A 23,536-nucleotide genomic window follows, 5' to 3' on the forward strand; every position below is an offset into this window, starting at 1 on the left:
AGCGAGGGATTTTTGACATCGTGCGAGCTGCACGACTCTCGATAGAAAGAGTCGTGCAATAGGCATGCTTTATTCGGGGGCGTGATCGCGCAAAAACACCAGATTGTCTGGTTTGGATTGTTCAGCACTGTAGCGATAACCCTGAACATCGAACTGCTTGAGGTGGGCTGGATCGTTGATGCCTTCTTGGATCACGAAACGGCTCATCAGGCCACGGGCCTTTTTTGCGTAGAAGCTGATGATCTTGTACTGACCGTTTTTCAGATCCTTGAAATCGGCATTGATGATTCGCGCATTCAACGCGGTGCGTTTGACCGCCGAAAAGTACTCGTTGGACGCCAGGTTGAGCAGCAGGTCATCGCCTTGCTCGGCCAATGCTTCATTCAGCCATTCACTGATGCGCGTGCCCCAGAACGCGTACAAATCCTTGCCACGCGCGTTGGCCAGTTTGGTGCCCATTTCCAGACGATACGGTTGCATCAGGTCCAGCGGGCGCAGCAGACCATAGAGGCCGGAAAGCATGCGCAGGTGTTTTTGCGCGTAATCGAAATTCGCTTCGCTGAAGGACTGCGCATCGAGACCGGTGTAGACGTCACCCTTGAACGCGAGCAGTGCCTGCTTGGCGTTTTCCGGAGTGAACGCTGGCGTCCAGCTGCCGAAACGCGCGGCGTTGAGCCCGCCGATCTTGTCGGAGACGTGCATCAGCTCGCTGATCTGCGCCGGCGATAGCTCGCGCAACTGCTGGATCAGTTCCTGGGAGTGGTCGAGATATTGCGGCTGGGTGAAGCGCTGGGTCGCCGGCGGCGTTTCGTAATCGAGGGTCTTGGCGGGGGAAATCACCATCAGCATGAAGTCGTCTCCTTTAATCGTGGGGGCGATTCTAGGGGGTTGTCGGTGTTGACTCCAGCTATGAGCGTAATAGGTGATCGGTGGTGTCATGGAACAAGATCGCTGCCTCGCTGGGGCTCGAGAGCTCCTACAGTTCGCGCCTGACATGAAGTGGCCTCGAGTCTGTGGCGTGAACCTGTAGGAGCTGCCGCAGGCTGCGATCTTTTGATCTTTCTTTTGATCCACCCGCGATATAGTGCCTCCCGGGTTTTGTGACGGAGACACCCCATTGCGCATTGTTCTTTTATTCACCGCGTGGCTGTTGAGCTTCGGAGCCGTCGCGGCGCCGGGCGATGTGGCGACGCTGGATCGCGGCACCTGGCCTGAGCAACTGAGCAGCCCGACGCTGTTCGACGTCGCTTCACGGGCGGAAATCCTCATGTTTGCCCGCGGCTTGCTCGGCACCGAATCGATGACGGAGGCCGCGCTGGCTCAGCGCCTGGGCCTGCGCACGGTCAATCTGGATTCAGTCAACAGCCTGCGCGAGCGCCTGTGGCAGCGCTTGCTTGCCAACTACAACTTCGCCCAGCAGAGTTGCGATCAGGACGCCTCGTTCTGCTTCCTCGTCGAAGACTTGCCGACGCTGCGTGAGCAAGCCGCCAAATTCGTCGTCAGCGATGACAGCTATTACACCAAGTGGGCCGAGCCGAGTCGGATCTTCCATTTGCAGTATCTGGACGAACTGCTGCGCAAGGCTGCGCTGTTCCCGCAGACCAGCAGCGAAATCGATCGTTTCGGCGACTATGAGCGCAACGGCGACGAGATGCATGACCGACTGTTTCTGCTGACCTTCGACAGCGCCGCCAACGCGCAACCGGACAACACCGACTGGCTCACCGAGTACCTGCGCAAGGCCAACATGAGCGGCACGTTCTTCATGTTGGGCAAGGATATTCAGGCGCGACTGGGTGACCGTTCCGTGAGCGGCCTGCAAGCGGCGTTCTCGCAGCAATGCGTCGGCGTGCAGGGTTGGGAGTTCCGTTCCCACAGCCATTGGCAGGACTGGCAGGACTCGGTGCGCCGCAGTGCCGATCTGGTGAAGAACAAACTGCCGGAAAACTATGTACCGCTGTTTCGTCCGCCAGATGGCCAGCGGCGCAGCGATGCAAAAGGCTTCTTTAACACGCAGGGCCTGCAAGTGGCGCTTTGGGACATCGATGCCGCGGACGGCGCAGGCAAACTCAAAGGCCCGCAGAGTGCACAGCGAGTGCTGACCCTGATGCTGTTGTGGCGTCACGGAGTGATCAATTTCAACATGAAACAGGATGCCGTGAAGACCGCCATGCCTTGGCTGATCACGCAAACTTCGCAAAGCGGCATCGGTTGGGAAGACTGTCTGGACGGGTTTCGCTGAGAAACGAAGAAAGCCCGTAAACATTGGGCTTGGGGCGATTTTTTTACAGGATTCGATGCAGGCGGACTTCCGACTTTAGCGGGGTCTGAACGGTCCGCCAAGGGCTTTTCGTCACTCTGCAAAATAAACTTCAAAAAACCGTCAAAGTGCTTTTTCCTGTCATGGGTTTTGGAGTATTACGAAGACAGACCGCCGAAACCTGCAACACAGGTGGCGTCTTCCAAGACCCACTTTGTGTGCAAGTCACCTGCCTCTTTCAATAAAAGCCCGGCAGATGAATCGGCAGTCACTTCGAGGCGCAGCACTGTAGAGGTATTGCGTCGAATGGCTCTGACAAAGGTGACCGAGTATGGATGATCACGGACGTAGCCCTTCCAACCAGCCAATCCTTTATGTACTCGATACCAACGTACTGATTCACGATCCAAACGCCCTGCTTAATTTCGAAGAACACCACGTCGCGATCCCGATGACCGTGCTGGAAGAGCTGGACAAGCTCAAGAGCGGGCATCACAGCGTTGCCGCCGAATGCCGTCAGGCCATCCGGCTGATCGACAAGACCCTGGGCGATGCCTCCCCCGAGGACGTCGAACTGGGCGTGCCGATTCAGCGCGGCAAGGGCGGTCCGAAGGGCTTGCTGTCAATTCTGATGAGCAAGCAGGCCGAGTCGAATCTGATTCTGCCCGAGCATCTGAACGACAACAAAATCATCAACCAACTCATCGATATGCACACCCGTGACCCACAGAAACCTGTGGTTCTGGTGACCAAAGACATCAACATGCGCCTCAAGGCGCGCGCCTGCGGGATCGCGGCCGAGGACTACAGCACCGACCAACTGGTTGACGACGTGTCGCTGCTGCCCAACGGTTATCACAACATGACCGGCTCTTTCTGGGACCTGGTGAGCAAGGTTGAAACCCGTCAGGACCACGGCCGCACCTGGCACGAAGTGAAGCTGATCGATAACCTGCCAGCAGTGCATATCAACGAGTTCATCATCGATGAACAGGGCTTCGTTGGCTGGATCAAGGAGATTGACGAAGACCGCCTGCTGATTCTCGATCTGCATCAGGAACCCCTGTTGCACCAGGAAGCCTGGGGCCTGAAACCGCGTGACATCTACCAGAGCCTGGCGCTGTATGCGCTGCTCGATCCGGACATCCATCTGGTCAACCTGTCGGGTGCGGCCGGTTCCGGTAAAACCATTCTGGCGTTGGCCGCTGCGATCGAGCAGACCATGGTCAGCAAGCGTTATCGGCGCATCATCGCCACCCGCAGCGTGCAAGGCCTGGACCAGGAAATCGGTTTCCTGCCTGGCACCGAAGCGGAAAAAATGGAGCCTTGGCTGGGCGCCATCACCGACAACCTCGAAGCCTTGCACATGGATGACGAAAACACCCATGGCAGCGTCGATTACATCCTCAGCAAAGTGCCGTTGCAGTTCAAATCGCTCAACTACATTCGCGGTCGCAGCTTCCAGCAGAGCCTGATCCTGATCGACGAATGCCAGAACCTCACGCCGCACCAGATGAAAACCATCATCACCCGTGCCGGCGCGGGTTCCAAAGTGGTGTGCCTGGGTAACCTCGCACAGATCGACACCCCATACCTGTCCGCGACCAGCTCCGGGCTGACCTACCTGACCGAACGTTTCAAGGATTTCCCTAACGGTGTGCACATCACCCTGCAAGGGGTGCCTCGCTCGATCCTGGCCGAATACGCCGAAACGCATTTGTAACCCTTCGAAACAAACCGGGCGGCCGAAAAAGCTGCCCGGTTTTTTTATGGATAAATGCCGATCAAATGTAGGAGCTGCCGAAGGCTGCGATCTTTTGATCTTGTTTTTAAAGATCAAAGTCAAAAGATCGTCCGACCGCGGCCCGAGCCTTCGGCAGCTCCTACACGAAGAACGCCATATTCATGCGTGCGGAAATTTGACTCGCAGGTTTACAATCCCCGCTCCTGATCAGGAGTAATCCCGTGCTGACTCATCTCGATTCCCAAGGTCGCGCCAACATGGTCGACGTCACTGAAAAAGCCGTGACGTTTCGTGAAGCGACGGCTCAAGCGCTGGTGCGCATGCTCCCCGAAACGTTGCAGATGATCGTCAGCGGCGGCCATCCCAAGGGTGACGTGTTCGCCGTGGCGCGCATTGCCGGTATTCAGGCTGCAAAGAAAACCAGTGATCTGATTCCCCTGTGCCATCCGCTGATGCTCACTGGCGTCAAAGTCGAGCTCAGCGCTGAAGGCGAAGACGCCGTGCGCATCGTCGCGCGTTGCAAATTGTCCGGGCAGACCGGCGTCGAGATGGAAGCGCTGACCGCTGCCAGCGTCGCCGCGCTGACTATCTATGACATGTGCAAAGCGGTGGATCGCGGCATGACCATCGAAAGCGTGCGTCTGCTGGAAAAGGTCGGCGGCAAGAGCGGGCACTTTCAGGCGGATCAAGCATGAAGCTGACGGTTAAGTTTTTTGCCCGTTACCGTGAAGCGCTGGGCGTTGACTCGGTAACGGTCGACGGCGATTTCGCCACCGTCGATGACGTGCGCGCGCTGTTGGCGCAGCGTGACGGCGCCGAGGTACTGAGCGAGCAGAACCTGATGTGCGCGCGCAACGAAGACTTGTGCCAGCTCGACGAACCAGTGGTCGATGGCGACGAAGTGGCGTTTTTCCCCACAGTGACCGGAGGCTGAGCCATGGCGATTCGTGTGCAGGCCGCGCCGTTCGATCCGGGTGCTGAAATCAACGCGATGCACGCGGCCAATGTCGGCGTCGGCGCGGTGGTGAGTTTTGTCGGCTACGTGCGCGACTTCAACGACGGGCTGGATGTGGCGGGGATGTTTCTCGAACACTATCCGGGCATGACTGAAAAAGCCCTCGGCAAGATCGCCGTCGAGGCCGAGCAGCGCTGGCCGTTGCTGAAACTGGAAGTGCTGCACCGCATCGGCGCGCTGGAACCGGGCGAGCCCATCGTCTTTGTCGGCGCTGCCAGCGCCCATCGCCAGGCTGCGTTCGACGCCTGCGCTTTCGTCATGGATTACCTGAAAACCCGTGCACCGTTCTGGAAGAAGGAAAACACCAGTGATGGGCCGCGCTGGGTTGAGGGGCGGGACAGTGATCATGCGGCGGCGGATCGCTGGAAACAGTAAGTTCTTCAGTGTCCCCAAGTCAGCCATCGCGAGCAGGCTCACTCCTACAGTGGATCTTCATGGACACAGATTTTGTGTTCGCCACCGATCCCCTGTAGGAGTGAGCCTGCTCGCGATGGCGTCATCGGCATCACCGAAATCTTGCTTATCTGTCCGATTGACGATCTGTACCTATAAGTCCAATATGGATTTCCAAGTACAAAAAAAGCTTCAGTCTTGCCGCTCGTAGCTCCCCGCTCCCAGCTGCTCTTCTTCATCTTGCCAAACCAACAACAACCCGCGAGAGAATGAACATGAAGAAACTCCCCCTCATCACCGGTCTGGCCCTCAGTCTGTTGGCGTGCTCCAGCGTCTTTGCCGCCGAGAAAACCCTGCGCATCGGTATCGAAGCTGCTTATCCGCCATTCGCCTCGAAAACCGACAAAGGCGAAATCGTCGGCTTCGACTACGACATCGGCAATGCTCTGTGCGCGCAGATGAAGGCCAAGTGCGTGTGGGTCGAAGGAGAGTTTGATGGCCTGATTCCTTCGTTGAAAGTGAAGAAAATCGACATGGCGCTGTCGTCCATGACCATCAACGAAGACCGCAAGAAGTCGGTGGATTTCACACACAAGTATTACTTCACTTCGTCGCGTTTGGTGATGAAGGAAGGCGCCACGGTCGATGATCAATACGCCAGCCTCAAAGGCAAGAACGTCGGTGTGCAGCGCGCAACCACCACCGACCGTTATGCCACCGAGGTGTTTGAACCCAAGGGCGTCAACGTCAAGCGCTACAGCAACAACGAAGAGATTTACATGGACCTGGCAGCCGGTCGCCTTGATGCGATTTTTGCCGACACCATTCCGCTGAATGACTTTCTGTCGATGCCACGCGGCAAGGGCTATGCGTTTGTCGGCCCGGAGCTGAAGGATCCGAAGTATGTGGGCGAAGGTGCGGGGATTGCGGTGCGCAAGGGTAATAGTGAGCTGGTCAGCGAGCTGAATACCGCAATCGACGGGATTCGCGCGAGCGGCGAATATCAGAAGATTTCCGAGAAGTATTTCAAGTCCGATATCTACGGTGACTGATAATCCGCTATCGCGAGCAGGCTCACTCCTACAGGGGAACGCATTTCAAATGTAGGAGTGAGCCTGCTCGCGATGGGGTCAGATCAGTCACCGCAAATCTCTAGCCCTTCAGCTCTTTCAAATGCTTGTACACCGTCGCCCGCCCCATGTTCAGCACATTGGCCACATAGTTCGAGGCGCTCTTGCCCTTGAACGCGCCTTCGGCGTGCAGCGCCAGCACCAGTTCACGTTTGTGATCGCGGGTCAGCAGATTCAGGCTCAATTGCCGCTCGCGCAGCCAGGCGTGCAGGAACGTGTTGATGCGCTCCTGCCAGTCATCGCGAAACAGTGAGTCGGGTTGCGGGATCAGTTTGCTTGGCGACAGGAACAGATCCAGCGCCGCCTTGGCATTCTCGAACAGCGAAATATTCAGATTGATGCACAGCACCGCCAGCGGCAGGCCTTCGCTGTCACGCAGCACGCTGCTGAGGCTGCGGATCTTCTGACCATCCCAATTCAACTTTTCGTACGGGCCGATGTTCCGCTCGCTGACGTCTTCGCTGAGCATGTCTTCGAGTGACGACTCGTCACCGATCTCGCGTTTGGACAGGTTATTGGCGATGTAGTCGACTTTTTGCGTGCGCAAATCGTGCAGCACCACTTCGGCGTGGGGAAAAAACAGCGTGGCGATGGCGTCGGCGATGGCCCGGAAGTTATCCAGTGCCGGGTCGAGTTCGGGGGCGGTCATGACAGTGGAGCTCCAGGCAGCGTCAGCGCCCCCATGAACAGGGGCGCTGCGAGTTTGCCGCAATCGGTTGGGCGCGTCATCCGCAGCGCGGATTAACCGAGCCGGGCAGGGGAGAGCATGTTGCTGCTCAGACCGAACTGACGCAGTTGCTCGGGTAACGGCAGACCGCGTACCAGGGCCGCGCTGGCCTGGCCCATTGCCGGTGACGTCTGGATGCCGTACCCGCCCTGGGCTGCGACCCAGAACAAGCCCGGCACCTGTGCATCGAACCCGCTGAGCAAATCACCGTCGGCGACGAAACTGCGCAAACCGGCCCACGTGCGGGTCGGGCGGCGAATGGTCAGTGTTGTGGCTTCTTCGATCTGATAGATGCCCATGGCGATGTCCAGTTCTTCAGGCTGCACGTCGTGAGGTTCGACCGGGTCAGCATTGGCTGGCGAGCCGAGGAACATGCCAGCGTCGGGTTTCATGTAGAACGATTCGTCGAGGCTGACCAGCATTGGCCAGTGATGAATGTCGACGCCTTCGGGCCCGGCGAAGATGAACGCGGCGCGGCGTTTCGGTTGCAGGCCCAGCGATTGTGCTCCGGCCATTGCGCCGATCTTGTCGGCCCAGGCGCCGGCCGCGTTGATGATCACTGGCGCGCTAAAGGTCTGGCCGTTGGTCTGCACCTGCCAGAGATTATTGGCATCGCGCTCAAGGCTCAGCACCTGGCAGTCGGTGTGCACCTCTCCGTGGTTGCGGCGGATACCGCGCAGGTAGCCTTGATGCAGGGCGTCGGTATCGATGTCACAGGCTGTCGGGTCGTAAATCGCCCCGTGGACTTTTTCCCGGCGCAGGATCGGCAGGCGCGCGCAGGCTTCATCAGCGCTGAGCAGTTGCATTTGCGGCACCGTGGCTTTGGCGCTCAGGTACTGGTTGTTGAGTTCGGCGGCGTCACCGGTGAAATCCACGGTCATTTCGCCGCGTGGGGTCAGCAGCGGGTGCTCGCAGAATCCGGCCGGCGGCTGGTCGAAAAACTCACGGCTGGCCTGAGTCAGCGCGCGTACCTGCGGTGTGCCATAAGCAGCGGTGAACAGGGCGGCGGACCGCCCGGTGGAGTGATAGGCCGGGTGAGATTCACGCTCCAGCACAATCACTTTGGCGTGGGGCGACAGCCAGAAACCGGTGGAAGCGCCGGCAATCCCGCCGCCGATGATGATGAAATCTGCCTGGCTCATGAACATCTCCAAAGGTATCGAGGTTCTCTGTGGGATCTGCCTTTTGGCGACACCCACTCTGGAATGCGTTTTCTGTGGATCTGCCTTCGGCGACACCCACTCTGGAATGCGTTTTCTGTGGATCTGCCTTTTGGCGACACCCACTCTGGAATGCGTTTTCTGTGGATCTGCCTTCGGCGACACCCACTTTGGAATGCGTTTTCTGTGGATCTGCCTTCGGCGACATCCACTCTGGAATGTGCTTTCTGTAGGAGCTGCCGCAGGCTGCGATCTTTTGATTTTGATTTTCTGAAGGCAAGATCAAAAGATCGCAGCCTGCGGCAGCTCCTACAGGGGATCGAGGTGTCAGTGCTTCAGGCGATAAACCGCATTCGCCAGGGCAATGTCTTCCAGGCCCAGCCCGATCGAGCGGAAAAACACGTGACGGTGGTAATCCGGGCGTTGCACTTTTTCACTGAGCAGATCGGCGAGGTCACCCATGATCGAATCCCTGCTCCAGCCATGTTGCTCAACAGCAATCAGCATCTCGCCCGCCGAGCCTGGCGTGGTCAGACGGTAGTCGCAGAACACCTGCATGTCGTTGAGGCTTTGCGGTGGCACTTCGTGGGCGCGGGGGGCGTTGGTGCTGATCGAGGTGATCAACGCGGGTTTGCTCAGTGCTGCCGGGTCGATCACCGGCCCCGCTGACGAAGTGCAGAGCATGATCACATCGGCATCGGCGAGGGCAGTTTCACGGCTCTTGGCAACCGTCAGCAGGGGAGCAATGGCTTTGAGCTGCGCCTGGGTTTCAGGATCCTCATTCAGGCTCGGCGAATACACACTGATGCTTTGCCAGTCGCGCAAAGACTTCACGTAATGCAGATGCGCCTGTGCAACTTTGCCGCTGCCGATGATCGCCAGTCGCCGCGCGTCCAGTGGGGCGAGGGCATCGACGGCCACTGCGGTGGTCGCAGCCGTACGCGCAGTGGTCAGTTCGCCGGCATCGCACAGCAGCAAGGGCTGGCCGGTCTGCATCGACATCAACAAGGTCCACGCGGTCACCAACGGTCCTTGCTCGCGGACGATGTACGGCGAGGTCTTTACGCCGTACACACCGTCTTCGGCCAGCACTCCCAGATAGTTGATGAAGTCGCCAGCGCCCTGTGGGAATTCCACCAGTTGCTGCGCCGGTTGTACCGCGTTACCGGCAGCGAGATCACGGAACAGTTTGCGCAATGTCTGCGGCACATCAATGCGGGCCAGCAACTCACGGGCCTGGGTTTGGTCGATCACGTAGGGCGTACTGGACATGTCAGGCTCCGGAAGCGAAATCTAAACTTATTTGTCTATTATGGACTTTTAGTTTTATCGGGCAAGATCCTCCGGGAAAAAAGGCAGGCACAAAAAAAGCGCAGTCCGTTGCCGGCTGCGCTTCTCTTTTATCGTGTCGCTTACTCTGGACGCTTGCGCTCGACTGCACGCAATAGATGCGTTGGAGGTGTTTCACAGCTGATCTTGCGGCCGAGCTTCTCTTCGATGGACGGCAACTGGTAGGAGTCGTCTTCACCGGCAAAGCTGATCGACACGCCATCGGCGCCGGCACGACCGGTACGGCCGATGCGGTGCACGTAATCGTCCGGGACTTCCGGCAGGGTGAAGTTGATGACGTGGCTGATGCCGTCGATGTGGATGCCGCGACCGGCAACATCGGTGGCGACCAATACGCGAATCTTGCCTTCGCGGAAGCCTTCCAGGGTCTTGATGCGCTTGTGCTGCGGCACGTCGCCAGACAGTTGCGCGGCGTTGATGCCATCGCGCACCAGGCGTTCTTCGATTCGGCGTACTTCGTCTTTGCGGTTGGCAAACACGATCACCCGCTCCCAGCCGTTATCGTTGACCAGGTTGAAGAGCAGTTTGTATTTGTCGGCAGCGGCCACGGCAAAGATGTGCTGCTCGACGTTTTCGTTGGCCACGTTCTGCGATTCGATCTCGACGATCGACGGGTCGGTGGTCCACTGCTTGGCGAGGTTCATCACGTCTTCGGTGAACGTCGCGGAGAACAGCAGCGTCTGACGTTCGCTTTTCGGCGGGGTCTGGCGAATGATCTGCCGAACCTGCGGGATGAAACCCATGTCGAGCATGCGGTCGGCTTCGTCCAGCACCATGACTTCGACCATGTCCAGATGCACGTCGCCGCGCTGGTTGAAGTCGAGCAGACGGCCTGGGGTCGCGACGAGGATGTCGCAGTGGCGCGCTTCAAGGTGCTTGAGCTGCTTGTCGAAATCCATGCCGCCGACAAACGTCATCACGTTGAGGCCGGTGTACTTGGTCAGGTCAGCGGCGTCTTTTGCAATCTGCACCACCAGCTCACGGGTCGGCGCGATGATCAGCGCACGGGGTTCGCCCATGTAGCGTTCTTTCGGCGGCGGGGTCTGCAACAACTGAGTGATGATCGAGATCAGGAACGCGGCGGTTTTACCGGTACCGGTCTGGGCGCGGCCGATGGCGTCTTTGCCGGCGAGGGTGAAGCCCAGCACCTGCGCCTGGATCGGCGTGCAATAAGGAAAGCCCAGATCCTGAATGGCGTGCATCAGCTCTGGAGAAAGCTTGAAATCGTGAAAACGGGTTTTGCCTTCCTGAGGTTCGACGACGAAGTCTTCGAGTTTCCACGGGATGACCGGTGCCTTGGGCTTGGGTTCGCGACGCGGCTTGAGCGGTTTTGGCGCTTCGCTGCGGGCAGGCTCGGCGGCGATTGGCGCGGCCGGTGCAGGTTGCGGTTGTTGCTTCGGTGCCGCTGCGGGAGCGGGGCGGTCGGCCTGCGGGGCATCGTTGCGATGACCGGCGGCGTGCGACGGCGCACGGGTAACTGGCGCGAGCTGCTCAGCCTCGCTTTTACCGAACATTTTCTTGAGTGCTTCGAGCACGGTCATCTCATCAATTGGTTAAGGAATGTACGCCGGCCAGTGTAATGCAAGAAACGGGCGCGGCGTAGTGTGATGATCAAAGGGCGGACGTTGTGCGGATAATCAGCGCAGGCGCTCGCTCAGCCAGCTACCGATATCACGAATTTCCTCGGGTAACACTTCGTGCTCCATTGGGTATTCCTGCCATGTCACGGTGACACCATGGGCCTTCAGATACTCATAAGCAGTGCGGCCCATGGAGTTTTGCACAACGTTGTCGAACTGACCGTGCAACGAAAGCACCGGAATTCGTTGCTGGCTGGCCGATAACTGCAGTTCTTCACTGAACGTCGGCGCATACGTCGACAACGCCATCACGCCCCCCAACGGCCCCTGCCATTTCAGAAAAGCGGTGTGATAGACCACGGCGCCACCCTGGGAGAAACCCGCGAGAAAAATCCGCGAGGCGTCTATTCCGCTGGCTCGCTCGTTTTCGATCAATTCAATGACGTGATCGGCCGATGCTTCCAGCTCATCGCGATCGATCGCCCGCGCCGGGCTCATGGCTTTAATGTCGTACCAGCTCGGCATGGCGTATCCGCCGTTAATTGTCACAGGGCGTGTCGGCGCCTGAGGCAGCACGAAGCGTGTGCTCAGCAGGCTTTCCTGCAATGCCTCGGCGACCGGCAGGAAGTCATAGCGGTCGGCGCCGAGGCCGTGCAGCCAGATCACGCAGGCGTCTGCGGGCTTAACAGGCTGAAGAATCAAGGGCTCGGTCATGTCTGCTCCAAATATGTGCGGGCGCTCTCATTGAGTGCGTGATTGAAGTGCGCGCCCGGTTGATCCGTTAAGAAGATGTCGCAAGGGTACAAGTTTTGCTATTGACCTGTCGCTTATGTGCTTCAGCGGCCGGTGTGGTACGGGCTTTGCTATGGCTTGAAGCGTGCAACCGATCTCGCGTCTGGCGGTAACACTATCAGTGAACGCCTGGCGATGGGATGCAAAGAATCCGGTAATGGATGTTCGCCAATGGCCGCCATGGGCTTAGCGAATATGAAAGGGCTACAGCCCGTTCGGCCAATTGGTGAGAAGTGAGTTGTCCATGATGTGGATTTTCTCCTGAAACACTCATAGCGAAGGTCTTTACGTCGGTTGACCCAATAAAAAGCCAACTAGGGTCAACACCGCCTCAAAAGGGTGCGACTGGACTCAAGCTCCGACACAACAAGAGCAAAACTGGAGGTTTGAATGAAGATGTTGAAATCCACTCTGGCGATCGTGACTGCAGCAGCAGTACTCGGCGTCAGCGGGTTCGCTCAGGCGGGTGCAACCCTGGATGCCGTGCAGAAGAAAGGTTTCGTGCAATGTGGCGTGAGCGACGGTCTGCCGGGCTTCTCGGTTCCGGACGCTACCGGCAAGATCCTCGGCATCGACGCTGACTTCTGCCGCGCAGTAGCCGCTGCCGTATTCGGCGACGCAACCAAGGTCAAATTCAGTCAGTTGAACGCCAAGGAGCGCTTCACCGCGCTGCAGTCCGGCGAGATCGACATCCTGTCGCGCAACACCACCATGACCAGCTCCCGTGATGCGGGCATGGGCCTGAAATTCCCGGGCTTCATTACCTACTACGACGGCATCGGCTTCCTGGTAAACAACAAGCTGGGCGTGAAGAGTGCCAAAGAGCTGGACGGCGCAACCATCTGCATCCAGGCCGGTACTACCACCGAGCTCAACGTTTCCGACTACTTCCGCGGCAACGGTCTGAAATACACCCCAATCACCTTCGACACCTCCGATGAAAGCGCCAAGTCGCTGGAATCCGGTCGTTGCGACGTGCTGACTTCCGACAAATCCCAGCTGTTCGCCCAGCGCAGCAAACTGGCTTCGCCGAAAGACTACGTGGTTCTGCCGGAAACCATTTCCAAGGAACCACTGGGTCCGGTCGTGCGTAACGGCGACGACGAGTGGCTGGCTGTAGTGCGCTGGACTGGCTACGCCATGCTCAACGCTGAAGAGGCCGGCATCACTTCGAAGAATGTCGAAGCTGAAGCCAAGTCCACCAAGAATCCGGACGTCGCTCGTATGCTCGGTGCTGACGGTGAATACGGCAAAGACCTGAAACTGCCGAAGGACTGGGTCGTGCAGATCGTCAAGCAGGTCGGCAACTACGGTGAAGTGTTCGAGAAAAACCTCGGCAAGAACACTCCGCTGGAAATCGACCGTGGCCTGAACGCCCTGTGGAACAACGGCGGCATTCAGTACGCACCACCAGTGCGCTAATGGTTCTATCGCCCGGCGGGCCAACCGCCGGGTGATGTTCTTGTTCCATTTTTTCCGGGGCACTTCATGCAAAATTCAATCGGCGCACCAAAGCAGAGGTTTAGCCTCAGCGATCCACGAGTGCGCGCCTGGGTATTTCAGATCGTCACTATCGTGGCAGTCGTATCCCTGGGCTGGTTCCTGTTCGATAACACACAAACCAACCTTGAACACCGGGGCATCACCTCCGGCTTCAGCTTTCTGGAGCGCAGTGCCGGGTTCGGCATCGCTCAAACCCTGATCGACTACACCGAAGCGGACAGCTATGCCCGCGTGTTTGTGATCGGTCTGCTCAATACATTGCTGGTGACCATCATCGGCGTGATCCTGGCGACTCTGCTGGGCTTCATCATTGGTGTCGCGCGTCTTTCGCCGAACTGGATCATCAGCAAGCTGGCGACCGTGTATGTGGAAGTCTTCCGCAATATTCCGCCCCTGCTGCAAATCCTGTTCTGGTACTTCGCGGTGTTCCTGACCATGCCGGGACCGCGCAACAGCCACAACTTCGGCGACACTTTCTTTGTCAGCAGCCGTGGCCTGAACATGCCGGCCGCGCTGGCAGCTGATGGTTTCTGGGCGTTCGTGATCAGTGTCGTGGTGGCCATCGTCGGCATCGTGCTGATGTGCCGCTGGGCCAACAAACGCTTTGAAGCGACCGGTGAGCCGTTCCACAAGTTCTGGGTGGGTCTGGCGATGCTGCTGGTGATCCCGAGTTTGTGCGCGCTGATCTTCGGTGCTCCGCTGCACTGGGAAATGCCTGAGCTCAAGGGCTTCAACTTCGTTGGCGGCTGGGTGCTTATCCCGGAACTGCTGGCCTTGACCCTGGCCTTGACCGTTTACACCGCGGCGTTTATCGCCGAGATCGTGCGTTCGGGGATCAAGTCGGTCAGCCACGGCCAGACCGAAGCGGCCCGTTCGCTCGGTTTGCGTGAAGGCCCGACCCTGCGCAAGGTGATCATTCCCCAGGCACTGCGGGTGATCATCCCGCCGCTGACCAGCCAATACCTGAACCTGGCGAAGAACTCCTCGCTGGCCGCCGGTATCGGTTATCCGGAAATGGTTTCGCTGTTCGCCGGCACCGTGCTGAACCAGACCGGTCAGGCGATCGAAGTGATTGCGATCACCATGAGCGTGTACCTGGCGATCAGTATCAGCATTTCCCTGCTGATGAACTGGTACAACAAGCGCATTGCGCTGATCGAGCGGTAAGGAAAAGCGCATGAGTACTCATACTTTCAAACCCGACATGCCCCCTCCGAGCAGTAGCATCGGCGTAGTGGCATGGATGCGCGCGAACATGTTCTCCAGCTGGCTCAACACCTTGCTGACGCTGTTCGCGTTCTACCTGATCTACCTGATCGTTCCGCCGATTCTGGGGTGGGCGATCATCGACGCCAACTGGATCGGCACCACCCAGGCCGATTGCACCAAGGAGGGCGCCTGCTGGGTGTTCATCCAGCAACGCTTCGGTCAGTTCATGTATGGCTACTACCCGACCGGCTTGCGCTGGCGCGTGGACCTGACCGTGTGGCTGGCAGTGATCGGCGTGGCGCCACTGTTCATCTCGCGCTTCCCGCGTAAAGCGGTATACGGGCTGAGTTTTCTGGTGATCTATCCGATTGCCGCCTGGTGCCTGCTGCACGGCGGCGTATTCGGCCTGCAAACCGTCGCGACCAGCCAATGGGGCGGTTTGATGCTGACTCTGGTAATCGCCACGGTCGGTATCGCTGGAGCCTTGCCGCTGGGGATTGTGCTGGCGCTGGGTCGACGTTCGAACATGCCGGCGATTCGAGTGGTCTGCGTGACCTTCATCGAGTTCTGGCGCGGCGTGCCGTTGATCACGGTGCTGTTCATGTCTTCGGTAATGCTGCCGCTGTTCCTGCCCGAAGGCATGAACTTCGACAAGTTGCTGCGGGCGCTGATCGGCGTGATCCTGTTCCAGTCGGCCTACGTGGCTGAAGTGGTGCGCGGCGGTCTGCAAGCGATCCCCAAGGGTCAGTACGAAGCGGCCGCTGCGATGGGCCTGGGCTACTGGCGTTCGATGGGCCTGGTGATTCTGCCGCAAGCCCTGAAAATGGTGATCCCCGGCATCGTCAACACCTTCATCGCGCTGTTCAAGGACACCAGTCTGGTGATCATCATCGGCCTCTTTGACCTGCTCAACAGCGTCAAGCAAGCCGCTGCCGATCCGAAATGGCTGGGCATGGCCACCGAAGGCTACGTGTTTGCCGCCCTGGTGTTCTGGATTTTCTGTTTTGGTATGTCGCGCTATTCCATGCATCTGGAACGCAAGCTCGACACTGGCCACAAGCGTTAGGAGTTCTGTAATGAGTGAAGCAATCAAAAAGCCTGTGAGCCCTGAAGGCATTATTCAGATGCAGGGCGTCAACAAGTGGTACGGCCAGTTCCACGTGCTCAAAGACATCAACCTCAACGTCAAACAGGGCGAACGTATCGTCCTGTGCGGCCCGTCGGGTTCCGGCAAGTCGACCACCATTCGTTGCCTCAATCGACTGGAAGAACACCAGCAGGGCCGCATCGTTGTCGATGGCGTGGAACTGACCAACGACCTCAAGCAGATCGAAGCGATCCGCCGTGAAGTCGGCATGGTGTTCCAGCATTTCAACCTGTTCCCGCACCTGACCATTTTGCAGAACTGCACCCTGGCGCCGATGTGGGTGCGTAAGATGCCCAAGCGCAAGGCCGAGGAAATCGCCATGCATTATCTGGAACGCGTACGCATTCCGGAGCAGGCGCACAAGTTTCCGGGGCAACTGTCCGGCGGTCAGCAACAGCGTGTGGCGATCGCCCGCGCGCTGTGCATGAAACCGAAAATCATGCTGTTCGACGAACCGACGTCGGCCCTCGATCCGGAAATGGTCAAAGAGGTGCTCGACACCATGATCGGTCTGGCCGAAGACGGCATGACCATGCTCTGCGTAACCCACGAAATGGGCTTCGCCCGTACCGTGGCCAATCGCGTGATCTTCATGGACAAGGGCGAGATTGTTGAGCAGGCGGCACCGAACGACTTCTTCGATAATCCGCAGAATGAGCGGACGAAGCTGTTCCTGAGCCAGATTCTGCATTGATGGCTGATGTGTAAAACGAACCCGGCCAAGTGCCGGGTTTGTTTTTTTGGGGTCAGGATACGGTGAGGGTTTCGTGTTCTTTGTGGATGGTGTGCTTGAAGCCTCTCAAGTCTGCACCTTCACCGAGAATTTTCGCATCGGTCAGCAAGTACGGGTAACGATCCAATAGTCGCATCAGCAGCATCAACGCCTTGGGCGGTAGTATTTCGCCGCGTTCGTAGCGAGAGAACGCGTTATGCCCTCCACCGGACAGCAGTTGCACCGTCTCTTTTTGCGTGAGGTGCAATTTGCGCCGAATACGCTTCATCTCGGCGCCGATCATTTGCCTGGCAGCGAAAACCAACTCATCCCCTGCATCACAATAACGTTCTGCGCTATCGGTATCGTGATCCCACTCAACCTCTCCGCACTGCTGGCATTCCCAACCAGAAAGATCATCTACACGGCGCTCCATGCCTTTGACACTCAGGGTTTCGCCGCGCCCTGCAAAATGTCTCATTCCCTCACGTGCACCGCAGCTGACACATTGCTGGGTTTTCATGGGTTTTTCTCCTTGAAGGAGATTACCGGTGGGCCGCCACCGGGGCGGTAGGTCACCTTGATGTAAATCTCCAGATCTTGTGAATGGGTGTGATACACGTCTTGCCAGACCCGATGATCGTCGTAGCTGGTCATCGATTTGTACAACATCCTGTTCTGGAATTCGAAAACGATCTCTTGCATCTCGCTGATGCTAAAGCCGAGATACTCGCCTGAATCTGCCGAGGTCTTTGTGAAGGCTTTTTTTCCAAGCCGCCGGACCTCAGCCTTGATCACCGCCAAGTCGTAATGGGGCGTGTTCTTCTCAATAAGAAACCAAAACCCTGTCCCTGAAATTACCCTTAAAGGGTAATTTTGACTAATCGAAAATTCCGCTCCATTTCCTTCCCATTCACCCTAGGTGGTTGCCGTCCTACACGGGTCTGACTACCATGTCGGAAAATTCATCCTATGATTGGATGAAAGGGCGAATCCTATGTCAGACATTTCTCCACTTGTTAAGCGGTCCTTGGTCGATCAGGCCTTGGATCAATTGCGTCAGCGCATCAACAGCGGCACCTGGCAGGTCGGCGAGCGATTGCCGACCGAGCCCGAGCTGTGCGCCGAGCTGGGCATCAGCCGCAACACCGTGCGTGAAGCCATGCGCGTGTTGGCGTTTTCCGGGTTGATTGAAATTCGCCAGGGCGACGGTAGTTATCTGCGTGCGCTGATTGATCCGCTGGACACCCTCAAGGCGCTCTCGCGTTGTTCGCTAGAGCAAGCGCGGGAAACCCGGCACATCCTTGAGGTCGAGGCCATTGGCCTCGCGGCGTTGCGCCGCACCGATGAAGACCTGGTCGCCTTGCGTGAAGCGCTCGGCACCAGCGGCAGTCATTACCACGGCGATCTCGATACCTACATCGCCTGCGATCTGGTGTTCCACCGCCGCTTGGTCGACGCCGCGCACAACCCGACGCTCAGCGAGCTGTATCGCTATTTCTCCAGCATCGTCGGCGCGCAATTGCGCCAGACGCTGAACATCGTTCCGCGCCGTCAGGAAGTGTTCGACTTGCACATCGAGTTGCTCGATGCCGTCGAACAACGCGACCCGGAACGGGCCAAAGCCTTATCGAGGCAGTTGATCAATGAACCTTGAAACAGAGAAATCCATGCCCCGCAACGAGATATCCACAGCCCCGAAACGCACGGCAGAGCTTGAAGAGCTGCTGATCGATGCCGAGGCTGATGACGAGCAAGTACAGCAAAGCCATCCGCTGGTGCGTCGGCCGTGGCTGTTGCTGCTGGGCTTGATTCTGGTGGCGCTGAACCTGCGTCCGGCGCTGTCGAGCCTGGCACCGCTGCTCAGCGATGTTTCGAAAAGCCTCGGGCTGTCTGCCGCTCAGGCGGGTCTGCTGACCACGCTGCCGGTGCTGTGCCTCGGCCTGTTTGCACCGCTGGCGCCGATTCTGGCGCGGCGTTTTGGTGCCGAGCGAGTGGTGTTGGGGATTCTCCTGACCCTCGCAGGCGGGATTATTTTGCGCAGCAATTTCGGTGAGATCGGTCTGTTTGCCGGCAGCGTATTGGGCGGCGCCAGTATCGGCATCATTGGCGTCTTGCTGCCGGGCATCGTCAAGCGCGACTTCGCCAAACACGCCGGCACCATGACGGGCGTTTACACCATGGCGCTGTGTCTCGGTGCCGCGATGGCGGCGGGATCGAGCGTGCCGTTAAGTGAACACTTCGGCAGCAGCTGGGCGGTGGGACTGGGTTTCTGGGTGATTCCGGCGCTGGTCGCTGCGGTGTTCTGGCTACCACAAGTCGGCCAGAAACACGGTGCGCACAATGTTGCTTATCGCGTGCGCGGGCTGTTGCGTGATCCGCTGGCGTGGCAGGTGACCTTGTACATGGGCCTGCAATCGTCGCTGGCTTACATCGTGTTCGGCTGGTTGCCGTCGATCCTGATTGGGCGCGGTCTGACGCCGACTCAGGCCGGCCTGGTACTGTCCGGTTCGGTGATCGTTCAGCTCGCCAGTTCACTCGCGGCGCCGTGGCTGGCGACTCGTGGCAAGGATCAGCGTCTGGCGATTGTGGTGGTGATGGCGCTGACCCTCGGCGGTCTGTTCGGTTGCCTTTATGCGCCGATCGAAGGCCTGTGGGGCTGGGCGATTCTGCTAGGTCTGGGGCAGGGTGGTGCATTCAGTCTGGCGCTGACGTTGATCGTACTGCGTTCGCGTGACTCCCATGTCGCAGCCAACCTGTCGAGCATGGCCCAAGGCTTCGGCTACACGCTGGCGTCGATGGGGCCGTTTGCAGTCGGCGTTGTGCATGACTGGACAGGCGGCTGGAATGCGGTGGGCTGGATCTTCGGCATCATTGGCACGGGGGCGATCATCGCCGGCCTTGGCGCCGGGCGGACGCTGTATGTGCAGGTCACAAGCGAAAAAATCTGATTCATGTAGGCGCTGCGGCACGCTGCGATCTTTTGATGGTGATTTTAAAGACCAGGATCAAAAGATCGCAGCCTCGTTGCACTCGAATGCTCCTACAGGGTTTGTGCTGAACGAAGACGCTGCTGATATTCGGTGCACGAATGCCGATAGTGTTTCCGCGCTTTGCAGATTATCGTGCTGGCAATCTGTCCATTCCTTGGAGTTTGCCCATGAGTGACGCCCACGCTGCGTTGATCACCCGCTTCTATCAGGCCTTCCAGCGTCTCGACGCCGAGGCGATGGCTGCGTGTTACACCGACGATGTAGTGTTCAGCGATCCGGCCTTTGGTGAGCTGCGCGGGCGTGATGCTGGCGACATGTGGCGGATGCTCACCACTCGCGCCAAAGACTTTTCGCTGACTTTCGACAACGTTCGCGCCGACGAGCGCAGCGGCGGCGCGCATTGGGTCGCGACTTACGTGTTCAGCCAGACCGGCAATGTGGTGGTCAACGATATCCAGGCACGCTTCGTGTTCCGTGACGGCAAGATCTGCGAGCACCATGATCATTTCGATCTGTGGCGCTGGTCGCGTCAGGCCCTCGGTTTCAAAGGTCTGCTGCTCGGTTGGACGCCTCTGGTGCGTAACGCAGTGCGTGCCCAGGCGCTGAAGGGACTGAAGGCATTTCAGGCCGGTCGCTGATAAGATCGCGGCCTGTTTCCTACGCGTCTTGATCCCGAAGTGACCAGCCTTAGCGAAAAATCTGTCGATGTTGTCGAGCCAGTGAGCAAATCCTGGTTCGTCTATCTCGTGCGCGCGGCCAACGGTTCGTTGTATTGCGGGATCAGCGATGATCCTGTCCGCCGTTTTGCCAAGCATCAGAGCGGTAAAGGCGCGCGCTTCTTCCTGTCCAGCCCGGCGATGGCGCTGGTTTACACCGAGCTTTGTCGCGACAAGAGCGACGCCTTGCGGCAGGAAAGGTTGATCAAAAAACTGCGCAAGAGTGCGAAGGAGTGTCTGGTCGCGTCTTATCAATCTGACTGATCAGTTCCCATCAGCCAGATCTGTAGGCTGCTAAGTAAATGCGCGCTAAGCTGCCGACTCACTTTCTGAGCGGCGGAGCCGAGCATGTCCGAGTTGATTCTGCATCATTACCCGACCTCTCCATTTGCCGAGAAGGCCCGTCTGCTGCTGGGTTTCAAAGGTCTGTCCTGGCGCTCGGTGAACATCTCGCCGGTAATGCCGAAACCGGATCTGACCGCCCTGACCGGTGGTTATCGCAAAACCCCTGTGCTGCAGATCGGCGCTGACATCTATTGCGACACTTCGTTGATCGCCCGCCGACTTGAGCAAGAGAAGGCACAGCCGTCGTTTTTCCCCGAAGGTCAGGAGATGACCACCGCCAGCTTCGCGACGTGGGCGGACTCGGTGGTGTTCCAGCATGCCGTCAGCCTGGTGTTCCAGCCGGAATCGGTTGCCGTGCGTTTCGGCAAATTACCGCCGGAAGCGATCAAGGCGTTTATGGCCGACCGTGCCGGCCTGTTCAGTGGCGGCAGCGCCACGCGTTTGTCTACCGAGCAAGCCAAGCATCAATGGCCGACGATCATGGCGCGTCTGGAGCAGCAGTTGCAGCGCGAGCAAGGTGATTTCCTGTTCGGCGATCCATCGATTGCCGACTTTGCTTTGGCGCCCCCGATGTGGTTTCTCAAGGCGACCCATGTGACAGCGCCTCTGGTGGATGAGTATCCAGCCGTCGTCGCGTGGCTGGGACGTGTGTTGGGCTTCGGGCATGGCGCTGCGAGCGAAATGACGTCCGACGAGGCGCTGGAGGTTGCACGCAATGCGACGCCAGCGGCATTGCCGGATGAACAGTTTGTTGACCCGAACGGGTTCAAGGCCGGGCAGCAGGTGGCAATTGCCGCAACGGATTACGGGGTTGATCCGGTGGTAGGTGAGTTGCTGTTTGCCGGTCGTGAGCAGTTGATCGTGCGGCGCGAAGACGAGCGTGCCGGCGTGGTGCATGTGCACTTCCCGCGGTTCGGTTTCCGTATCGAAGCACGCTAAAAGCAAAAGATCGCAGCCTTCGGCAGCTCCTACACGGATAACATCAATCCGACTGTAGGAGCTGCCGCAGGCTGCGATCTTTTGATCTTGCTGTTATTTCAATGCGGCGAGGATCTCGTCCGGATCAAACCCGCGAATCAACGTGCCATTCACATCGATCAGCGGAATCCCGCGCCCACCCAGTGCCTCGTACGCCTTGCGCGCCTCGCCATCCTTCTCGATGTCGAATTCCTTGAAGGGAATCCCCTTGCTGTCGAGAAAGCGCTTGGTCTGCTTGCAGTAGCCGCACCAGTCTGTGGCATACAGCACGACATTAGCCTGCGCCCGCGTCTGCTCGGCAACCATCTGCGAGGGGTTGAACACCCGCTCGATCTTGCCCCAGTTCTGATAGATCACGACCACCAGCAGAACCAGCGCGACCTTCTTCAGCACATTGCCGAGCATCAGTTGCGGCGCTTCAGCTGATCGGTCAGAGAGGTTGGCAGACCCTTAATCATCAGGGTGCCGTTCTCTTCGTCGTACTCGATCTTCGAGCCCAGCAGGTGCGCCTCAAAGCTGATCGACAGGCCCTCTGCGCGGCCGGTGAAGCGGCGGAATTGGTTCAAGGTACGTTTGTCCGCCGGAATCTCTGGCGACAGGCCGTAATCCTTGTTGCGGATGTGATCGTAGAAGGCTTTCGGGCGTTCTTCGTCGATCAACTCCGAGAGCTCTTCCAGGCCCATCGGCTCGCCGAGTTTGGCCTGGCTGCTGGCGTAATCGACCAGGGTCTTGGTTTTCTCGCGGGCGGACTCTTCCGGCAGGTCTTCGCTCTCGACGAAGTCACTGAAAGCCTTGAGCAGGGTGCGGGTCTCGCCCGGGCCGTCGACGCCTTCCTGGCAGCCGATGAAGTCGCGGAAGTATTCCGAAACCTTTTTGCCGTTTTTGCCTTTGATGAACGAGATGTACTGCTTGGACTGCTTGTTGTTCTGCCACTCGGAGACGTTGATCCGAGCTGCCAGATGCAACTGGCCGAGGTCGAGGTGGCGCGACGGGGTCACGTCCAGCGAGTCGGTGACGGCCACTCCTTCGCTGTGGTGCAGCAGCGCGATGGCCAGGTAGTCGGTCATGCCTTGCTGGTAGTGGGCGAACAGCACGTGGCCGCCGACTGACAGGTTCGACTCTTCCATAAGCTTCTGCAGATGCTCGACCGCCACTTTGCTGAACGCGGTGAAGTCCCTGCCACCTTCCATGTATTCCTTCAGCCATCCGCTGAACGGGAACGCGCCGGATTCCGGATGGAACAACCCCCAGGCTTTGCCCTGTTTGGCGTTGTAGCTCTCGTTGAGGTCGGCGAGCATGTTCTCGATGGCCGCCGACTCTGCCAGTTCAGAATCACGGGCGTGCAGAACTGCGGGCGTGCCGTCGGGTTTTTTGTCGATCAGGTGGACGATGCAATGACGGATCGGCATGGGCTTCTCGGCTGTTGGATGGGAGGAGGGCAGGCTCCCCCGAAAAAGCGCCCAGTGTACCGCAATCACTGGTTTTGGCGCCGGGTGAGGGGCAAAACCTGGGCGCTGTGCGGCGCTTATGCAGTTTTTTACCGGTTTAGCGTAATAAAGCTGACCAAATGGGTAGCTAGAGGCGGATATTTCCTTGTCTCTGTGCTAGTTTTGCCCGGTCTTACGCGAAGTCACTGCGTTAAGCGTGCAATCAGCATTTGTCAGGTCGAACCAAACCCTGATTTCGGTATCTATAACCCGACTCGTCGTGGTTATCGCCGAGGGTGCCAGATCCAGAAGATCGGGCTCGATGGCTGACACTGCACTCTGCAATCCATATGAA

Annotated in this window: 25 protein-coding genes; 15 read left to right on the top strand and 10 right to left on the bottom strand. The window is 58.4% G+C overall.

Going from position 1 to position 23,536, the window contains the following annotated elements; all coding sequences use genetic code 11:
* Nucleotides 1-69: 69 nt before the first annotated feature.
* On the bottom strand, nt 70-849 hold the full coding sequence (yaaA, locus tag ICA16_RS21275) for a peroxide stress protein YaaA (protein WP_150617198.1): 780 nt from the start codon (nt 847-849) through the stop codon (nt 70-72).
* 268 nt (nt 850-1,117) lie between these two features.
* On the opposite strand from yaaA, the gene ICA16_RS21280 reads away from it, so the two are divergent.
* The 6 genes from ICA16_RS21280 (at nt 1,118) to ICA16_RS21305 (ending at nt 6,464) form a co-directional block, all read left to right on the top strand.
* Nucleotides 1,118-2,242, top strand: a complete 1,125-nt coding sequence (locus ICA16_RS21280; RefSeq protein WP_210701471.1) for a polysaccharide deacetylase family protein — start codon at nt 1,118-1,120, stop codon at nt 2,240-2,242.
* 349 nt (nt 2,243-2,591) lie between these two features.
* Nucleotides 2,592-3,983: a PhoH family protein gene (locus ICA16_RS21285; RefSeq protein ID WP_150617200.1), complete on the top strand. Its 1,392-nt coding sequence runs from the start codon at nt 2,592-2,594 to the stop codon at nt 3,981-3,983.
* A gap of 242 nt (nt 3,984-4,225) precedes the next feature.
* On the top strand, nt 4,226-4,699 hold the full coding sequence (gene moaC / locus ICA16_RS21290; protein WP_210701472.1) for a cyclic pyranopterin monophosphate synthase MoaC: 474 nt from the start codon (nt 4,226-4,228) through the stop codon (nt 4,697-4,699).
* Nucleotides 4,696-4,938 carry a MoaD/ThiS family protein gene (locus ICA16_RS21295; protein WP_210701474.1) on the top strand — a complete coding sequence of 81 codons (243 nt, stop codon included), beginning with the start codon at nt 4,696-4,698 and terminating at the stop codon, nt 4,936-4,938. Before moaC ends, ICA16_RS21295 begins: the two co-directional genes overlap by 4 nt.
* 3 nt (nt 4,939-4,941) lie before the next feature.
* The gene (gene moaE / locus ICA16_RS21300) at nt 4,942-5,394 is read left to right on the top strand and encodes a molybdopterin synthase catalytic subunit MoaE (protein WP_210701476.1); all 453 of its coding nucleotides are present in this window, start codon (nt 4,942-4,944) and stop codon (nt 5,392-5,394) included.
* Between the two features lie 293 nt (nt 5,395-5,687).
* Nucleotides 5,688-6,464 (top strand): ABC transporter substrate-binding protein, encoded by a 777-nt coding sequence (locus tag ICA16_RS21305; RefSeq protein WP_150617203.1) that lies wholly within the window; start codon nt 5,688-5,690, stop codon nt 6,462-6,464.
* A gap of 100 nt (nt 6,465-6,564) precedes the next feature.
* On the opposite strand, the gene ICA16_RS21310 is transcribed toward ICA16_RS21305, so the two are convergent.
* The 5 genes from ICA16_RS21310 to ICA16_RS21330 form a co-directional block, all read right to left on the bottom strand.
* Entirely contained in the window at nt 6,565-7,191 is a 627-nt protein-coding gene (locus ICA16_RS21310) for a helix-turn-helix transcriptional regulator (RefSeq protein WP_150597492.1), read from the bottom strand.
* A 92-nt stretch (nt 7,192-7,283) separates the two neighbouring features.
* Complete coding sequence (locus ICA16_RS21315) at nt 7,284-8,411, bottom strand: NAD(P)/FAD-dependent oxidoreductase (protein ID WP_210701477.1); 1,128 nt, start codon at nt 8,409-8,411, stop codon at nt 7,284-7,286.
* Nucleotides 8,412-8,756: 345 nt separating this feature from the next.
* Nucleotides 8,757-9,701: an ornithine cyclodeaminase family protein gene (locus ICA16_RS21320; protein ID WP_210701478.1), complete on the bottom strand. Its 945-nt coding sequence runs from the start codon at nt 9,699-9,701 to the stop codon at nt 8,757-8,759.
* Nucleotides 9,702-9,841: 140 nt separating this feature from the next.
* Nucleotides 9,842-11,320: an ATP-dependent RNA helicase RhlB gene (gene rhlB, locus ICA16_RS21325; RefSeq protein WP_150603730.1), complete on the bottom strand. Its 1,479-nt coding sequence runs from the start codon at nt 11,318-11,320 to the stop codon at nt 9,842-9,844.
* 96 nt (nt 11,321-11,416) lie between these two features.
* Nucleotides 11,417-12,073 (bottom strand): alpha/beta hydrolase, encoded by a 657-nt coding sequence (locus ICA16_RS21330; RefSeq protein WP_210701479.1) that lies wholly within the window; start codon nt 12,071-12,073, stop codon nt 11,417-11,419.
* Nucleotides 12,074-12,541: 468 nt separating this feature from the next.
* On the opposite strand from ICA16_RS21330, the gene ICA16_RS21335 reads away from it, so the two are divergent.
* The 4 genes from ICA16_RS21335 (at nt 12,542) to ICA16_RS21350 (ending at nt 16,704) form a co-directional block, all read left to right on the top strand.
* Nucleotides 12,542-13,573 (top strand): amino acid ABC transporter substrate-binding protein, encoded by a 1,032-nt coding sequence (locus tag ICA16_RS21335; protein ID WP_042557768.1) that lies wholly within the window; start codon nt 12,542-12,544, stop codon nt 13,571-13,573.
* Between the two features lie 66 nt (nt 13,574-13,639).
* Nucleotides 13,640-14,821 carry an amino acid ABC transporter permease gene (locus tag ICA16_RS21340; RefSeq protein ID WP_210701480.1) on the top strand — a complete coding sequence of 394 codons (1,182 nt, stop codon included), beginning with the start codon at nt 13,640-13,642 and terminating at the stop codon, nt 14,819-14,821.
* Nucleotides 14,822-14,831: 10 nt separating this feature from the next.
* Nucleotides 14,832-15,929, top strand: coding sequence for an amino acid ABC transporter permease (locus ICA16_RS21345; RefSeq protein ID WP_210554567.1), 1,098 nt, complete (start codon nt 14,832-14,834; stop codon nt 15,927-15,929).
* A 10-nt stretch (nt 15,930-15,939) separates the two neighbouring features.
* Nucleotides 15,940-16,704: an amino acid ABC transporter ATP-binding protein gene (locus ICA16_RS21350; protein WP_150603734.1), complete on the top strand. Its 765-nt coding sequence runs from the start codon at nt 15,940-15,942 to the stop codon at nt 16,702-16,704.
* A gap of 52 nt (nt 16,705-16,756) precedes the next feature.
* Here ICA16_RS21350 and ICA16_RS21355 read toward each other — a convergent pair whose 3' ends face one another.
* On the bottom strand, nt 16,757-17,245 hold the full coding sequence (locus ICA16_RS21355) for a type II TA system antitoxin MqsA family protein (RefSeq protein WP_095188818.1): 489 nt from the start codon (nt 17,243-17,245) through the stop codon (nt 16,757-16,759).
* The gene (locus ICA16_RS21360) at nt 17,242-17,553 is read right to left on the bottom strand and encodes a type II toxin-antitoxin system MqsR family toxin (protein WP_210701517.1); all 312 of its coding nucleotides are present in this window, start codon (nt 17,551-17,553) and stop codon (nt 17,242-17,244) included. Before ICA16_RS21360 ends, ICA16_RS21355 begins: the two co-directional genes overlap by 4 nt.
* A gap of 166 nt (nt 17,554-17,719) precedes the next feature.
* Between ICA16_RS21360 and ICA16_RS21365 the strand changes: the two genes are divergently transcribed.
* The 5 genes from ICA16_RS21365 (at nt 17,720) to ICA16_RS21385 (ending at nt 21,715) form a co-directional block, all read left to right on the top strand.
* Nucleotides 17,720-18,379, top strand: coding sequence for a FadR/GntR family transcriptional regulator (locus ICA16_RS21365; RefSeq protein WP_150594946.1), 660 nt, complete (start codon nt 17,720-17,722; stop codon nt 18,377-18,379).
* Entirely contained in the window at nt 18,369-19,673 is a 1,305-nt protein-coding gene (locus tag ICA16_RS21370) for a CynX/NimT family MFS transporter (RefSeq protein ID WP_150617208.1), read from the top strand. The genes ICA16_RS21365 and ICA16_RS21370 overlap by 11 nt, the downstream gene beginning before the upstream one ends.
* A gap of 209 nt (nt 19,674-19,882) precedes the next feature.
* Entirely contained in the window at nt 19,883-20,353 is a 471-nt protein-coding gene (locus ICA16_RS21375; protein ID WP_210701481.1) for a nuclear transport factor 2 family protein, read from the top strand.
* 39 nt (nt 20,354-20,392) lie between these two features.
* Nucleotides 20,393-20,695 carry a GIY-YIG nuclease family protein gene (locus ICA16_RS21380; protein WP_150617209.1) on the top strand — a complete coding sequence of 101 codons (303 nt, stop codon included), beginning with the start codon at nt 20,393-20,395 and terminating at the stop codon, nt 20,693-20,695.
* Nucleotides 20,696-20,779: 84 nt separating this feature from the next.
* The gene (locus tag ICA16_RS21385; RefSeq protein ID WP_210701482.1) at nt 20,780-21,715 is read left to right on the top strand and encodes a glutathione S-transferase family protein; all 936 of its coding nucleotides are present in this window, start codon (nt 20,780-20,782) and stop codon (nt 21,713-21,715) included.
* A gap of 93 nt (nt 21,716-21,808) precedes the next feature.
* On the opposite strand, the gene ICA16_RS21390 is transcribed toward ICA16_RS21385, so the two are convergent.
* Both ICA16_RS21390 and yejK read right to left on the bottom strand, forming a co-directional pair.
* The gene (locus tag ICA16_RS21390) at nt 21,809-22,159 is read right to left on the bottom strand and encodes a glutaredoxin family protein (protein ID WP_210701483.1); all 351 of its coding nucleotides are present in this window, start codon (nt 22,157-22,159) and stop codon (nt 21,809-21,811) included.
* Nucleotides 22,159-23,163 (bottom strand): nucleoid-associated protein YejK, encoded by a 1,005-nt coding sequence (yejK, locus tag ICA16_RS21395; RefSeq protein ID WP_042557778.1) that lies wholly within the window; start codon nt 23,161-23,163, stop codon nt 22,159-22,161. The genes ICA16_RS21390 and yejK overlap by 1 nt, the downstream gene beginning before the upstream one ends.
* Nucleotides 23,164-23,536: the final 373 nt, after the last annotated feature.

Source organism: Pseudomonas anatoliensis (assembly GCF_017976235.1).
GTDB classification, from domain to species: Bacteria; Pseudomonadota; Gammaproteobacteria; order Pseudomonadales; family Pseudomonadaceae; genus Aquipseudomonas; species Aquipseudomonas anatoliensis.